Raw genomic sequence first — 13,996 nt, 5'->3', positions numbered from 1 at the left:
GGCAAATTGTCAGCCATGCTTAAAAAAATCTTAAAAACTGGTGTGGCAGACTTGCCAGAGGTTGACGGCGGGCAATTTCGTGCCAATCTGTACAATGCGGGACGCGATGTGTCCCTGCGTGTGAGGTGTTAGTTTCCATGTCCGACCAAGACACAAACTTTGCGGCTTTCTCGCGGACCTATCGGCCCTGGGGTCAGATGCGTCGCAAGAACCTTATCTCGCGCATCCTGTACGGCATGGTGATGACCCTGGTCGGTCTCGCCGTCCTGGCCGGGCTGGCGGTTCTGGTGGTGTTTGCCGGCATGGTCGTGGTCGCCGGTGTCGTGGCCTTTGCCCTGATGGCGGTTGCCGCCGTGTTCACGCGCAAGCCCTCCAAGGTGTTCGTCCGCGCTGAGCAACCGCGCGCCGATGGCGTCATGGAAGCGCGCAAAAAAGGCTCGACCTGGACGGTTTACTAAGTCTATGCAGGGTTTATGGCCCTGATCGAACTGCCTTCTCCCAATTTCAATGAACGCAAGACGCCGCCCGACATGGTGGTGCTGCACTATACCGGCATGCGCACGGCGCACGAGGCGCTGGACCGGCTGTGCGATCCGTTGGCTCAGGTGTCCGCGCATTACGTTGTCGATGAAGACGGCAGCGTCTACCGGCTGGTCGCCGAGGAGCGCCGGGCGTGGCATGCCGGGGTGTCGTTCTGGAAAGGCGCCACCGACATCAACGGCGTGTCGATCGGTATCGAGATCGTCAATCCCGGTCATGAGTTCGGCTATCGCGACTTTCCCGCCGCCCAGGTCGATGCGGTCATCGGGCTGCTCGACAATATCCGTACCCGTTGGGACATCCCGGATTCGCGCATTCTGGGGCATTCCGATGTCGCGCCGTCGCGCAAGGAAGATCCGGGCGAACGCTTCCCATGGCAGACCCTGGCCGACCATGGCCACGGCCTCTGGGTTGAGCCGGCGCTTCCGCCCGAAGGCGTGATGGGACCGCCCTTGACCGTGGGCGATACCGGACCGGGCGTGTTCGCCCTGCAGGGGGCGCTCAGCAAACTGGGCTACAACATCCTGCCCGGTGGCCCCTATGACGACGAAACCGCGACGATCGTGAGCGCCTTCCAGCGTCACTGGGCGCCGGACCGCATCGGCAGCGCGACGGAAGGCAAGGCGGATGCGCTCACCCGGGTGCGGCTGATGGCCCTGCTGCGGCACATAACCCTGATGGAGGCCTGAGATGTCGGACACCCCGGAAACGGAAACCAAGCTGCCCTATTTCTTTGCCGGCTTCATGGGGTTCGCCGGCACGATCATGCTGGCCCTGGGGTCGCATCCGCCGGCCCAGGGCAACCTGGCGATCGGCGGGCAGTTCCTGCTGTTCCATGCCGCAGCGGTCATGGCGGTGGCCAACCAGCGTGCATTCAGCGGGATCTATAAACGCGCTGCCCTGGCTTTGCTGCTGATCGGGCCTGTGGTGTTCGCCGCCGAGATTGCCGTCCACTCCGCCCTGGGCATGCAGGTGCCGCTGATGGCGCCGCTGGGCGGTGGCGCGACGATCCTGGGCTGGCTATGCGTGGCCATCGGCGCCATCCGGGCTGTGAAGTAGGGTGTTGATTTCCCGGCCGTTCTGGCGCACACAGGCGCCGGGCCAGATGACCGGGCGGTCGCGGAATTTCCCTACAAAGGGTGTTCCGAGGAAAGTCCGGGCTCCACGGTAATATGACGGCGGGTAACGCCCGCCAAGGGTGACCTTAGGGATAGCGCCACAGAAAGCAAACCGCCCCTCGAAGCCCGTAAGGGCGAAGTGGGGCAAGGGTGAAAGGGTGCGGTAAGAGCGCACCGCGCGGCCGGTAACGGAAGCGGCATGGCAAGCCCCGTCAGGAGCAAGACCAAATAGGAACGGCGCGCTGTCGGCAACGGCAGCAGGGCATTACCGCCCCGGACCGTTCGGGTAGGTTGCGCGAGCCGTCCGGCAACGGACGGCCAAGAGGAATGATCGCCACAACGGCAACGTTGTACAGAACCCGGCTTACAGGTCATCTGGCCCATTTTTTAGGCACGCATCCTCCGCGACGTCCTGAGCGCCAACGGCTGTACAACCGGGGCTGCTCCAATTAAGATGCCTGTCTTATCTTTTGGGGGCGTAAGTGAAATTCAATTGGTTATTTAAGCTCGCAATTTTGCCGCTGGTGTTAGCTGCGAGCGGTTGCGGAAAAGTTGGAAAAGATGGCGATCCTATGTCTGTGTCGGCCAAGGACAAAATTGCCAACGTCGTTCTAACAGAAGCTCTGGATCGGGGTAAACGAGGCCGCCTGAGTCAACCCATTCGCGTCATTAAAGACAGCAGTGCCGGGCAGGTTGAAGAGCCCTTGTTGATCTTGTCGTGGGATAATAGCACGCTCGCCGGAGTCGATTGGGACAGGATGAGTTCCGACGTTTTGTTGGACAGGGCGAATATTCAGTTCTTGAGCGCCAATGGGATGAAACCGTTCTACGACTACTGCTTCTTGGAAGACGGCAATCATGCTGAGGTCGCAACAGAATTTTGCACCAAAACCATGATTGCCGCCATGAAGCAGGCTAATTTCAAACGACCGGAAACTAGCTTGATAAATTAGGTGACCGGGCAGTTCTTCTTGGTTTGAAGGTCGCGCAGTTGCGCTTTGCGTTCTGCAGCACTCTTGAGCGCGGAATTCTTTTCAATGGTGTTGCCGATACCATAGTCACCCAAAAATCCTGCGACGGACTTCCAGTCAATCTCTGAGCCTTGTGCGACCTGAAGTTCGAAACCTTCAACCTTCGCAATTTCAATGCCAATCTGCTTGCAGTCCAGAGCTTCTGCTTCCGCCGGAACAAGGCTCTGCATGCGACCGTATCTCTTCGTTGCACAGCCTGAAACGCTAACAGCAGCAATCAAAGCAACGGCAGTGATTGCATACAACTTTCTGATCTTCATAGATAACCCCCTTATGGTTAAGGGGCGTAGTTAGAACATGAAACGCGCTTAGCCGCAAGGCACCGGCGCAAGGGGAGGTTCCTCAGTGATTCTAACTCAGTAGAATCCTATCCCACGACTGTCGGAGTCTGCCGAAGACTTATGCTTTCAGGTCTAGGGTCGCTGGCAAGCGAGGAGAAGCGGCATATCCGAGTAAGGCCTGAAATCGAAAACCCCCGGGCCGCTGGATGTGGCGTTGCGCGCCTTTGTCGACCGGGCTGTCTTGCGCGGCCGGAGCGACGAGTCGAGTGAAAATCCCAATTCCGAAATCGACGAAATCCGCTGCTCGCTGCCGTAACTTGCCGATTGTATTCGCTTTTCAGACCTACACCGCGACCCTGCGCCGGCTGATGTTACCGCCGCAACGACCGGTCTTGACGGGGCCGTAAGCGCGGCGCAGTCTCCCCGGCTCGGGAGGCGCGTATGGATGCAGTAAAAAAGGTCGGGCTCTGGGACATCGTCCTCTATGCTGTCGCGATGAATTTCGGCATCCGCTGGCTGGCCACGGGCGCCGCCACGGGACCGGTCGCCATTCCCATCTGGATCGTTGCCGCCGTTTTCTTTCTCGTGCCGCTGTCTCTGGCGACCATGGCGCTGTCGGAAAAATATCCCGGTGAAGGCGCCATCTATGCCTGGACGCGCGAGACCATGGGACCGTTTGCCGGATTCCTGTGTGGCTGGATCTACTGGGCCTGCAACCTGCCGTTCTTCGCTTCGCTGATCGTCTTTACCATCAACCTGGCTGCCGGTGTCATTGGCGGCGATGTCGCGGCGGCCTTGCGCCATCCGTTCGGTGCCCTGGCGGCAACGGCGGCGATCGTCCTCATTATCGCCTGGACTCATGCGCGCGGCATCGGCACCGGCAAGTGGATTTCCAGCGTCGGCGCCGTGGTGTCGATCGTCCTGGCCCTGTTTATTATCGGCGCCGGATTCCGCCTGGCAGGCGTTCAGGGTTCGGCCACCGATTTCGCCACCGCCGACTACCTGCCGAAGCTGGACGCCAATGCCGCCGTACTGTGGGCGACCATGGTCTTCGCCTATGGCGGGGCGGAAGGCGTCGCCCTGTTGCGCAATGAGGCCAAGGGCGGGGCGCGGACGATCGTCACCGCCCTGATCATGGTCGGGGTCGGATTGACCGTCGCCTATGTCCTGGGGACGACCGGCATGCTGATGATCCTGCCGCAGGCCGAAGCCTCGGCGCTGGGTGGGTTGCCCGACGCCCTGGGCGTGGCGGCGCAGAAGCTGGGCGTGGCCCATCTGTCGCCGTGGCTGGTCGGCGGGCTGGCGATCGTCATCCTGGGCGGTCTGAACGCCTGGTTCGGCGTGGCGGCGCGGCTGCCCTTCGCCGTCGGTATCGACAATATGCTGCCGGCCGTGATGGGCAAGCGGGACCCCAAGACCGGCGCACCCTATGTCGCCATCTGGCTGCAGGCCGTCCTGGTCATCATCATCACCGCCCTGACGCAGGTGGGTGTCGATTCGCTGAACAAGCTCTATGGCCTGATCCAGGCCATGTCCACCCTGACCTATACCTTGCCGTTCCTGTTTCTGTTCGCGGCCTGGTGGAAGGCTGACCCGCGGCCGTGGGCGCGGTGGACCGCGGTCTTCGGCTTCCTGGTGGCGCTGAGCGGTGTCCTCTGCAGCCTGGTGCCGGGGGCGGGGACGACTGTGGCCGACGTCCTGAAGCTGGCCGGGTCGGGCGCCATCCTGGTGGTGTCGGGCTGCATCCTCTATCTCGTTTATGTCCTGCGAAGGAAGGCGTCATGAGCCACGACACCGCCCCCAAGGTCAGTGCTATCGTCACCGCACCGGCCGATTGGTACGTTGATCCCGCCCAATGGCAGGCCGAACGGCGCAAGGTCTTCGCCGGCAACTGGCAGTTCCTGTGCCACGAGAGCGATGTCGAGGCGCCGCGGCAATGGCGCGCCGATGTGCTGGCCGGGTTTCCGGTGGTGGTGGTCCGCGGCGATGATGGCGAATTGCGCGGCTTCCACAATGTCTGCCGCCACCGCGCCGGGCCGCTGGTCAAGGACGAGGCTGGTGTTTGCGACGGTTATCTGACCTGCGAGTATCATGGCTGGAAATACATGCTGGACGGCCGACTGCGCATGGCGCGCGACTTCGGCGCCGCGTCTGATTTCGATCCGCGCGAGTACGGTTTGTTTCCGATCCGGCTGGCGGTGTGGCGCGGCCTGGTCTTTGCCGGGCTGAACGAGGTCCTGCCCGACCTGGACGAAGAACTGAAGCCGCTGGATGCACGGTTGGGTGTGCTGGACTGGTCGGGCTTTCGGGTGGGGTTGCGCCGGTCGCACCTGCTGGACTGTAACTGGAAGACCTATGTCGAGAACTATCTCGAGGGCTATCATGTCCCCAATGTCCATCCAGGCCTGGATGCGGAGATCCTGTCGGACCAGTACAAGGTCACGGTCGACGGCAAGGTGGCGTTGCATGAGGTGCCGCCGCTGTCGCAGGACGCCGTCTATGACGGGGTTTGGGCGTGGCTGTGGCCCAATGTGGCGATCAATGTCTATCAGCGCGGGCTGATGATCGAGCGCATGTCGCCGATCGGTCACGACAAGACGCGGCTGGACTATACCTATCTGACGCCGGGCGGGGAAACCGTGGCGGCTGAGACGCTCGCCATGTCCGATCAGGTGACGGCCGAGGACAAGTGGATCGCCGAGAAGGTTCAGGAGAATCTCAATGCCGGGGTTTATCGGACGGGGCGTTTGTCGCCCAAGCACGAGATCGCTGTGGCAGCGTTTCAGACCTGGGTCAGGGATGCGTTGGAGATTTAATACAGAACGCATGGTGATTGGCCTCTAAGAGGACCCCTCCGTCTCGACGCACTGCGGCCCATAGTGGGCCTTGCTTGCTCGCCACCTCCCCATCGAAGGGATGGGGGGAGAAGGAAGTAGAAATACGACCTGGTGTTTTTTGACTTGCTCAATGCCGGTGGTCGTGGCCTGTTCCTTCGAAAGGAGAACAGGTCATGGCTTACCGGCATTTTGCGTTTATGGCTGTGCTCTCAGGCCTTGCCCTGAGTTCCGTAGCATCGAGCGAGGTGACGCGCATCGACGTTGCCGAGCAGCGCACCTGGGTGGGCGGCAAGGCGTTTGGTGAGGTCGGGGCCTATGAGCTGATCCGCGGTACCGCCCACTACGAAGTTGATCCGAATGGCCCGTCCGGTCAGGGGATTGCCGATATCGAACTGGCGCCGCGCAATGCGCAAGGACTGGTCGAGTTTTCCGGACCCTTCCTGATGCTGCGTCCGGCCGATCCGGCCAAGGCCAATGGCGCAACCGTGGTGGAGATCGCCAATCGCGGCGGCACCCAGATGAACTACGGTTTCTTCACCGCGGATAGTTTCAAACTGCCCGATCCCGGCGATCCGCAGTTTCGCCAGACCACCATTTTCGACCTGGGCTATACGGTCGCATGGGTCGGCTGGCAGGGCGACCTGAATCCCGACCAGTTCGGCCTCAGCGTGCCGACCGGCACCGGTGAGGGGCCGGTGCGGCTGGTCTTCGACAGCAAGGAGGCGAAGGCCGGCATCAGCCTGAACGATCCCGACCACTATTGCGCCAAAGGGGAGAACGCCAGGGCGGTGGTCCGGCCGTTGCTGACTCTGAAGGACCGTGGCGAGCCGCTGGATCCCAGTTGGTTCAGTTTCAGCGCCGATGGCTGCACCCTGAAGGTCAGGAAGCCGCTCGACGCGCGCTACATGTATGAAATCATCTATGATGGTGCACCGGCTCGGGTCATGGGTGTCGGCCAGGCGGCGGTGCGCGACTTCGGCGCGCACCTGAAGGGCAGGGGCACCGCTTCGGTGCTGAACCAACGCGCCGATGCCCGGCAATTGCTGGCCTATGGCTATTCGCAGAGCGGGCGGTTCCTGCGCGACTATCTCTATCGCGGCTTTAATGCCGATGCCGGCGGGCAAAAGGTCTATGACGGCATGATCATTGCCGCCGCCGGGGCCGGGCGGGGCAGTTTCAATCACCGCTACGCCATGCCGGGCGAAGCCGGTAATTCGGTCCTGAGTGTGTTGCGTGCCGTCGACCTGTATCCGTTTGCCGAAACGTCGGCGCCGGATATCGATGGGTCCGGCATGGCCAGCGCGGTCGACCGCAGCCGCGCTCAGGGCGTGATGCCCAAGGTAATGCATACCTTCAGTTCGACGGAATACTGGGCGCGGATCGGTTCGCTGCTGACCGTTAGTCCGGATGGCCGAACCGAGTTGCCTTTGGCGACGGAGTCGCGGCTTTACTATTTCGCCGGAACGCCGCATTCGCCGGGTTTCGGTAAGCCGGAAGCGGTCAATCGCATCGCGCCGTTCCGCCGCAACTATAACGACGACATGTTCTTCAGCCTGAACGCCCTCTTGGTCGATTTGCAGGCCTGGGTGCGCGACGGGACCGAGCCGCCGCCGTCGCTATATCCGCATCCGGGCGACACCTTGGTGCCGCAGCAGCAGGTGCGGTTCCCGAAGCTGCCTGGCGTGCATTTTCCGGTTTCGCTGCCGCCGGTGTGGCAGATCGATTTCGGGCCGGACTATGCGACGAAAGGGATTATCGCGAACGAACCGCCGAAGGTGGGGATACGCTATCCCTTGCTGGTGCCGCAGGTCGATGCCGACGGCAACGAACTGGGCGGGTATCGCGGCGTCGTTACTGCCGTACCGCTGGGGACCTACACCGCGTGGACACCGCCCGAACCGGATGTGGCGGGGCTGGGCTATCTGTCGGGTTTGAGCGGAGGGTTCCTGCCGTTTGCGCGGACCAGGGCTGAACGTGAAGCCACCGGTGATCCGCGGTTATCGGTCGAAGAGCGCTACGGCGACCGGGCAGGTTATGAGGCCGCCGTGCAGGTCGCGGCCGACAAGGCCGTCGCCGAGCGCATGATGCTGCCGCAGGAGCGCGAAATTCTGGTGAAGTATCTCGGCCGGGTATGGGAGGCGATTTATCCGGAGAAGGCGCAGTAGAGGGCCGGGGGAAAGGTGGTTGTCCTTTCTTCTCACCATTTCATTTTGTGCTTGGCGAAGCGGGTAGACGATCAAGTCTTCCTGTACCCCTCCACCGCTTCGCGGTTCCCCTCCCCACCGAGTGGGGAGGAGGGCGCTTGAACAATCCATATGCGATAGCGTCATCCCGTCCAAATTTGATGACGCCTGACATTTCATCCCCAGTCACAGCGGTGAAAATTGGGATGAACCGCCACACTTTACGAATCTTTTATATAAATCAGACTTTTGCCGCAATGTTCTGCGGCTTTTGGCCTATGTGTTCTATGTATGTTCCTGTTATTGCTGTCGTTTTCACTTCAGAATCCGGTTTAAGTGTCGTTCAGAGTCATTGCGTCCCATTTAATCCCATGTTAACTCTAAAGGGTGGCGCGGCGCTTCGGAGCCGTCCAGGCTGGGACTTTACGGGGTTATAAATATTTTCAGGGAGCGGGCTGATAAGCCCGGCGTGGGCTTGTTTCTCTCGAGTCACGAGAAGCAATTGGATGGAAAACGTCGGCTATTGGTGCCGTCGGATTACCGCGCCGCCGCGCTGCAGCCGCACGACGGTGTCGAGCCCTTCGAAGGTGTCTATTGTTTCGCCGCCATCAACGCGTCCTGCCTCGAATGCGGAGGGGCTGCCTTCTTCGCCACCTATCGCGATGTCATCGATGAATACCCCAAACTGTCGCCGACCCGTGCCGCCCTGCAACGCCGTTTTTATGCCTCGATGAACCGCCTGGCCTTCGATACCGCCGGCCGCATTACCTTGCCCGAAAAGCTGTGCGATCAGTTCAACCTGTCGGGAGATGTCGTCCTGGCGGGGTTGGGTGAGTCCTTCCAGATCTGGGAGCCAAAAGCCTATGAGGCCTGGGCCGCCGAGCAGGACAAGCTGGTCGAAGACGCCTTCGCCAAGCGAGAGGCGCTGTATCAATGACCGAAGCCGCCCCCGCCCACCTGTCCGTTCTGTTGCCCGAGGTATTAACCGTACTTGGTAACCTTGAGGACAAGCTGATCGTCGACGGTACCTTCGGCGCCGGCGGTTATTCGCGCGCCTTCCTGCTGGGCGGGGCGCGCGTGGTGGCCTTCGACCGCGATGCCCGGGTGCGGCCGTTCGTCGAGGCCCTGAGCCTGGAATTCCCCGATCGTTTTCAGTGGGTCAACCGTTGCTTTTCGGAGATGGCCGAGGGGTTGGCCGAGCTGGGCCACGCGTCGTGCGACGCCATTGTGCTGGATATCGGCGTATCGTCGATGCAATTGGATGAGGCCGATCGCGGCTTTTCCTTCATGCGCGACGGGCCTTTGGACATGCGGATGAGCGTCGACGGCCGTTCCGCCGCCGACATCGTCAACGAAGACGACAAGGACGATATCGCCCACGTCATCTGGCTGTATGGCGAGGAGCACAAGTCGCGGGCCATCGCTTCGGCCATCGTCCGCCGCCGCGAAGCCCAGCCGTTCGAGCGTACGCTGGATCTGGCCGAGGTGGTCGAACGCGCCTTAGGGGGGCGTCGCGGCGCGCCGGTCCATCCGGCGACGCGGACCTTCCAGGGCCTGCGCATTGCCGTGAACGATGAACTGGGTGAACTGGAGCGTGCGCTCGAGGTCGCCGAGACCCTGCTCAAGCCCGACGGCGTGCTCGCCGTGGTTACATTTCACTCGCTTGAAGATCGTATCGTTAAGAACTTCTTTAACGACCGTTCGGGTAAGGTGGCGGGTGGTTCGCGTTACGCTCCCCAGAAAGTGGATGCGCGCAAGCCTGTTTACACCCTTATTACCCCCAAGGCGGTTCAGGCATCGGAAGCCGAGATCGCCGGCAATCCGCGTTCGCGGTCGGCCAAGCTGCGCGCGGTGCGCAGGACCCTGGCCCCTGCAGGAGTTGTGTCATGAACGCAGTCCTTCGTCTATTCGAACAACGCGTCCGCGGCATCCGCCTGATCGAGCTGGTCGGCGTCGCGCTGGCGCTGGGCATGATCTTCTGGGTCTGCCTGTCGAAGGCGCGCGAGGGCGAGGACATCCGCCGCATGAACGAGCTGGATGCCCAGATTGCCACCGAAGAGGGCGCCGTCCAGACGCTGAAGATCAAGGTGGCGCAACTGGAAAAGCCGTCGCGCCTGGAGGCTTTGGCCAAGCAGTATCTGGGGATGCAGCCGGTTTCGGCCGCCCATGAGGCCGATATCGATTCGCTGGGCGAAATTTCGCGCGCCACCTCGCGTCCGGTGACCAGCCCGGTTCCGGTGGGGCCGGACATGCCGGCCGCGCCTGTGGCAGGTGCCGCACCCGCCGAGGCGGAGCTGATCACGACAGCCAAGCCAACCGCAGGGGGCCATTGATGCGGGTCTCGCTGTTCGAAACGACACAATCGGGCTTTCAATGGGTGGCCGACCGGGTGTGGAAGGTCGAGCATGCTTTTGAGCGCGCCAATGCCGCCAACAAGAAGGCGACCTCGACGCGGATGCGCATCTTCGCCGTCCTGTGCGGCCTGAGCTTTGCCTATGCCATCCTGATGCTGTTCGCTGCGCGCGCTTCGCTATCGGGTTCGCCCGGCAATATGGCCGCATTGACCGGCGAACCCAATGCCCGGGCGCAGCTGGTCGACCGCAACGGCCAGCTTCTGGCGACCGATGTCAACGATTACAGCCTGTTCGTCGACCCGACCGACATGACCGCCGAAGACCGCGGCATGGTCCGCCAGGCGCTGACGCAGATCTTCCCCAGCCTGCCGCGCGAGGACATCGCCAAGGTGTTCGGTGGCGGCAAGCGCATGCTGCTGACCAATAATCTCAAGGCCGCCGAGCGCGAGCGCATCCTTAACTACGGCCTGCCGGGGATCAGCTTCGAAGCTCAGCTGGTGCGCGACTATCCGTTGGGCGAGACGGGCGCGGCCTATATCGGCATGACCCAGCGCGGCGGTGACGGCCTGTCCGGCGCCGAAAAGGCGTTGCAGGACGACATCAAGAAGACCTCTGTGAACAATGCGCCGGTGGCCCTGGCCATGGACCTGAGAGTCCAGGGGGCGCTGGAGAACGAACTGCGCGCCGTGGCCATGGATCAGCGCGCCGAAGATGCCATCGGCATCGTCACCAATGTCCGCACCGGCGAAATCCTGGCCATGGCGTCATGGCCGGAATTCGACCTGAATAAGCCGGGGTCCTACAGCGAGCAAGCCAAGCGCAACCACGCCGCCGTCGACCGCTACGAACTGGGCTCGATCTTCAAGGCGATCTCGGTCGGGATCGGCCTGGACACCGGCACGGCGTCGATGAACTCGGTCTATGATGCCCGTCAGCCCTTGGTGATCAGCGGCCGCAAGATCCACGACGACCACGCCGTCAACGCCATGATCGGCCTGGAAGACGTCTTCATCAAGTCGTCGAATATTGGCACGGGGCAACTGGCCCTGACCGCCGGCGCCGGCAACTTTACGCGCTACTATGAAGCCCTGGGCCTGTTCCGCTCGGCCGATACCGAACTGACCGAACCGGCCGCGCCATTGTATCCCAAGAAGTGGACGGACCTGTCCCTGGTCCAGACCGCCTTCGGCCAAGGTATGGCGATCACGCCGCTGAGCTTCGCTGAAGCCATCGGCGGACTTTTGAATGGCGGCTATCGCCGGCCGCTGACGATCAAGAAGTATGACGGCACCTCGCCGATCGCCGGTACGCGTGTCTTCTCGGCGGCGACCTCGCGGACCATGCTGGACCTGATGCGGTCGAATGTCATCAAGGGTACGGGTTCGCGCGCCAACGCGCCGGGCCTGCGGGTCGGCGGCAAGACCGGCACGGCGCAAAAGCCGGAAAACGGTCGCTACGGCAGCAACCGGATCTCGTCGTTCGCCGCGGTGTTCCCGACGGACGGACCGCTGGACGGCGACCGTTATCTGGTTCTGGTTATCTTCGACTCGCCGCAAGGTGGGCCGTCGAGCAGTGGATTGAGGACCGGCGGCTTCGTGGCCGCCCCGGTCGCCGGTCGCGTGATTGACCGGGTTGCGCCCTTCCTCGGCGTACAACGAAAAGAAGACAAGTTCACCTCCGCGCAATGGGACAAGGCTCCCGTCGCGCCGGAAGATGCCACAGGGGACGAGTAAATGAGTGCAGTACGGTTGTCGGATATCCTGCGTCGGGACCTGGATCACGATCCACTGGTCACGGGGGTGACCGCGGATAGCCGAAAGGTCGACAAGGGGACGCTGTTTTGTGCGTTGCCGGGCACGGCCATCGACGGGCGGGACTTTATCCCGCAGGCCCTGGCCAAGGGGGCTGCGGCGGTGCTGGCGCCCGACGATACGGCCGCGCTGGAGTCGTCGGACTCGCTGCTGGTCAAGGTGGCGGATGTGCGCCGGGCCTATGCCCTGGCTGCCAAAGCATTTTATGGTGCCCAGCCCAAGACCTGCGTCGCCGTCACCGGCACCAATGGCAAGACCAGCGTCGCGACCTTCTGCCGCCAGATCTTCGCCACCCTGGGCAAGAAGTCGGCCAGCATGGGGACGTTGGGCGTCGTCAAGTCGGATATCGACGGTTCCGAGACGGCCGTCACCGGCCCGGGCCTGACCACGCCGGATGCCGCCGACATGGCGCGCCACCTGGCCGAGCTGGCCGCCGATGGGGTGACGCACCTGGCTTTGGAAGCGTCGTCGCACGGTATCGACCAGCGCCGTCTGGACGGGGTGTCGCTGACCGCGGCGGGGTTCACCAACCTGACCCAGGACCATCTCGACTATCACGCCACCATGGAGGCCTATAAGGCCGCCAAGATGCGGCTGTTCGAAAGCCTGCTGCCGCGCGGCCGGACGGCGGTTCTGAATGCCGATTCCGATGCCTATAACAGCTTTGCCGCCATGTGCGTGCTGTCGGGGACCAGCGTAATGAGCGTCGGTGAGCGCGGGCGCGGCCTGGCCATGGTCGGGCGCGATCTGACCGTGGATGGGCAGATCCTGTTCATCGAGCACCAGGGCAAGAAGTACGAGACCAAGCTGCCGCTGGCCGGGTTGTTCCAGGCGTCCAACGCTCTGGTCGCCGCCGGTCTGTGCATCGCTGCCGGTGAGGACGCCGGGGCGGTCATTCATGCGCTGTCGCAGTTGAAGGGCGCGCGTGGGCGGCTGGAACGGGTCGGCGCCAAGCGTAACGCCGCCGAGATCTATGTCGACTATGCCCACACCCCGGATGGCCTGGAGACGGTGCTGAAGGCGCTGCGGCCGCATACCCAGGGCAAGCTGGTCGTGGTGTTCGGCTGCGGCGGTGACCGCGACAAGGGCAAACGCCCGCAGATGGGCGCCATTGCTTCACGGCTGGCTGATCGGGCTTTTGTGACGGATGACAATCCGCGTACCGAGGATGCTGCGACGATCCGGTCCGAAGTGCTCGGCGGGATGACGGCGGAGGCCGTCGAGATCGGCGACCGCAAGAAGGCCATTTTTGAGGCGGTGTCGGGCCTGAAGACCGGCGATGTCCTGGTGGTGGCCGGCAAGGGCCATGAGCAGGGCCAGATCGTCGGCGACAAGGTGCTGCCGTTCGACGACGTCGCGGTGGTCCAGCAGGCTTTGAAGGCGTGAGGATCGCGGTTATCGTGGGCGTTCTAGCCTGCCTGGTGGCTTGCGAAAAGGCGCCTGAACCCGCGCCGGCTCCGGCCGTCAAGGTCGAAGTGCCGGCGGTGCCGCAGGCTCAGGCGGATTTTGTCGCGGCGATCGAGGCCGCGGACGACCAGGCCGGTATCGACAAGTTCTGCGGTGATTTCGCCGGCATGGCCGGGTTTGAAGGCTGGGTCGTGACGGTGCGTGAATCTCAGGTGTCGACCCTGAACCGCTCTGTCGGAATTACCTTCAATGCCGGGGACGGTGTGAAGCTCGAACAGGTGGTTCAGGCCGACAATCCGCTGCATGGTGCCGTGGAGCGCTTGCTGATCGGCGATCAGGTGACGATCAGTGGGGCGTTCACCCACGGCAACGGCGAATGCAGCTATTCGCTGGATACGTTCGGGATACGGCTGAGCCAGGTGGGTTAAGGGCTT

At 62.6% G+C, this 13,996-nt stretch carries 14 protein-coding genes and 1 other RNA gene; 14 read left to right on the top strand and 1 reads right to left on the bottom strand.

Features of this window, described 5'->3' with window-relative positions; all coding sequences use genetic code 11:
• Positions 1-137: 137 nt before the first annotated feature.
• The 5 genes from ABAC460_RS25800 (at position 138) to ABAC460_RS25785 (ending at position 2,611) form a co-directional block, all read left to right on the top strand.
• Positions 138-458 (top strand): hypothetical protein, encoded by a 321-nt coding sequence (locus ABAC460_RS25800; protein ID WP_023451442.1) that lies wholly within the window; start codon positions 138-140, stop codon positions 456-458.
• 15 nt (positions 459-473) lie between these two features.
• Positions 474-1,229: a peptidoglycan recognition protein family protein gene (locus ABAC460_RS25795; protein ID WP_023451441.1), complete on the top strand. Its 756-nt coding sequence runs from the start codon at positions 474-476 to the stop codon at positions 1,227-1,229.
• A 1-nt stretch (position 1,230) separates the two neighbouring features.
• Complete coding sequence (locus ABAC460_RS25790; protein ID WP_023451440.1) at positions 1,231-1,599, top strand: DUF423 domain-containing protein; 369 nt, start codon at positions 1,231-1,233, stop codon at positions 1,597-1,599.
• A 42-nt stretch (positions 1,600-1,641) separates the two neighbouring features.
• An RNA gene (gene rnpB, locus ABAC460_RS48025) (RNase P RNA component class A) lies at positions 1,642-2,041 on the top strand.
• A gap of 99 nt (positions 2,042-2,140) precedes the next feature.
• Entirely contained in the window at positions 2,141-2,611 is a 471-nt protein-coding gene (locus ABAC460_RS25785; RefSeq protein ID WP_155914531.1) for a hypothetical protein, read from the top strand.
• Here the strand turns inward: ABAC460_RS25785 and ABAC460_RS25780 are convergent.
• Positions 2,608-2,949, bottom strand: coding sequence for a hypothetical protein (locus ABAC460_RS25780; protein ID WP_023451438.1), 342 nt, complete (start codon positions 2,947-2,949; stop codon positions 2,608-2,610). The genes ABAC460_RS25785 and ABAC460_RS25780 overlap by 4 nt on opposite strands.
• A gap of 462 nt (positions 2,950-3,411) precedes the next feature.
• Here ABAC460_RS25780 and ABAC460_RS25775 point away from each other — a divergent pair, with 462 nt between their 5' ends.
• The 9 genes from ABAC460_RS25775 to ABAC460_RS25735 all read left to right on the top strand — a co-directional run bounded on the left by ABAC460_RS25775 (position 3,412) and on the right by ABAC460_RS25735 (position 13,990).
• Complete coding sequence (locus ABAC460_RS25775; protein ID WP_023451436.1) at positions 3,412-4,755, top strand: APC family permease; 1,344 nt, start codon at positions 3,412-3,414, stop codon at positions 4,753-4,755.
• A complete protein-coding gene (locus ABAC460_RS25770) occupies positions 4,752-5,786 on the top strand; it encodes an aromatic ring-hydroxylating oxygenase subunit alpha (RefSeq protein WP_023451435.1) in 1,035 nt (344 codons plus the stop codon). Before ABAC460_RS25775 ends, ABAC460_RS25770 begins: the two co-directional genes overlap by 4 nt.
• A 194-nt stretch (positions 5,787-5,980) precedes the next feature.
• A complete protein-coding gene (locus ABAC460_RS25765; RefSeq protein WP_023451434.1) occupies positions 5,981-7,972 on the top strand; it encodes an alpha/beta hydrolase domain-containing protein in 1,992 nt (663 codons plus the stop codon).
• 493 nt (positions 7,973-8,465) lie between these two features.
• Positions 8,466-8,927 (top strand): division/cell wall cluster transcriptional repressor MraZ, encoded by a 462-nt coding sequence (locus ABAC460_RS25760; protein WP_035425776.1) that lies wholly within the window; start codon positions 8,466-8,468, stop codon positions 8,925-8,927.
• Positions 8,924-9,880 (top strand): 16S rRNA (cytosine(1402)-N(4))-methyltransferase RsmH, encoded by a 957-nt coding sequence (gene rsmH / locus ABAC460_RS25755; RefSeq protein ID WP_023451432.1) that lies wholly within the window; start codon positions 8,924-8,926, stop codon positions 9,878-9,880. Before ABAC460_RS25760 ends, rsmH begins: the two co-directional genes overlap by 4 nt.
• Positions 9,877-10,323, top strand: coding sequence for a cell division protein FtsL (ftsL, locus tag ABAC460_RS25750; RefSeq protein WP_023451431.1), 447 nt, complete (start codon positions 9,877-9,879; stop codon positions 10,321-10,323). The genes rsmH and ftsL overlap by 4 nt, the downstream gene beginning before the upstream one ends.
• On the top strand, positions 10,323-12,077 hold the full coding sequence (locus tag ABAC460_RS25745; protein WP_023451430.1) for a peptidoglycan D,D-transpeptidase FtsI family protein: 1,755 nt from the start codon (positions 10,323-10,325) through the stop codon (positions 12,075-12,077). The genes ftsL and ABAC460_RS25745 overlap by 1 nt, the downstream gene beginning before the upstream one ends.
• A complete protein-coding gene (locus ABAC460_RS25740) occupies positions 12,078-13,541 on the top strand; it encodes a UDP-N-acetylmuramoyl-L-alanyl-D-glutamate--2,6-diaminopimelate ligase (protein ID WP_023451429.1) in 1,464 nt (487 codons plus the stop codon).
• Positions 13,538-13,990: a hypothetical protein gene (locus ABAC460_RS25735; protein ID WP_023451428.1), complete on the top strand. Its 453-nt coding sequence runs from the start codon at positions 13,538-13,540 to the stop codon at positions 13,988-13,990. The genes ABAC460_RS25740 and ABAC460_RS25735 overlap by 4 nt, the downstream gene beginning before the upstream one ends.
• Positions 13,991-13,996 lie beyond the last annotated feature (6 nt).

Source organism: Asticcacaulis sp. AC460 (assembly GCF_000495795.1).
In the GTDB taxonomy this organism is placed as follows: Bacteria; Pseudomonadota; Alphaproteobacteria; order Caulobacterales; family Caulobacteraceae; genus Asticcacaulis.
The sequence above is the reverse complement of the archived record's forward strand: the minus strand, read 5'-3'. Positions and strand labels throughout refer to the sequence as shown.

Bases quoted from the DNA above. Each gene is read 5' to 3' on its own strand.
- ABAC460_RS25800 (WP_023451442.1), top strand. From the start codon at position 138: ATGTCCGACCAAGACACAAACTTTGCGGCTTTCTCGCGGACCTATCGG.
- ABAC460_RS25795 (WP_023451441.1), top strand. From the start codon at position 474: ATGGCCCTGATCGAACTGCCTTCTCCCAATTTCAATGAACGCAAGACG.
- ABAC460_RS25790 (WP_023451440.1), top strand. From the start codon at position 1,231: ATGTCGGACACCCCGGAAACGGAAACCAAGCTGCCCTATTTCTTTGCC.
- ABAC460_RS25780 (WP_023451438.1), bottom strand. From the start codon at position 2,949: ATGAAGATCAGAAAGTTGTATGCAATCACTGCCGTTGCTTTGATTGCT.
- ABAC460_RS25775 (WP_023451436.1), top strand. From the start codon at position 3,412: ATGGATGCAGTAAAAAAGGTCGGGCTCTGGGACATCGTCCTCTATGCT.
- ABAC460_RS25770 (WP_023451435.1), top strand. From the start codon at position 4,752: ATGAGCCACGACACCGCCCCCAAGGTCAGTGCTATCGTCACCGCACCG.
- ABAC460_RS25765 (WP_023451434.1), top strand. From the start codon at position 5,981: ATGGCTTACCGGCATTTTGCGTTTATGGCTGTGCTCTCAGGCCTTGCC.
- rsmH (WP_023451432.1), top strand. From the start codon at position 8,924: ATGACCGAAGCCGCCCCCGCCCACCTGTCCGTTCTGTTGCCCGAGGTA.
- ftsL (WP_023451431.1), top strand. From the start codon at position 9,877: ATGAACGCAGTCCTTCGTCTATTCGAACAACGCGTCCGCGGCATCCGC.
- ABAC460_RS25745 (WP_023451430.1), top strand. From the start codon at position 10,323: ATGCGGGTCTCGCTGTTCGAAACGACACAATCGGGCTTTCAATGGGTG.
- ABAC460_RS25740 (WP_023451429.1), top strand. From the start codon at position 12,078: ATGAGTGCAGTACGGTTGTCGGATATCCTGCGTCGGGACCTGGATCAC.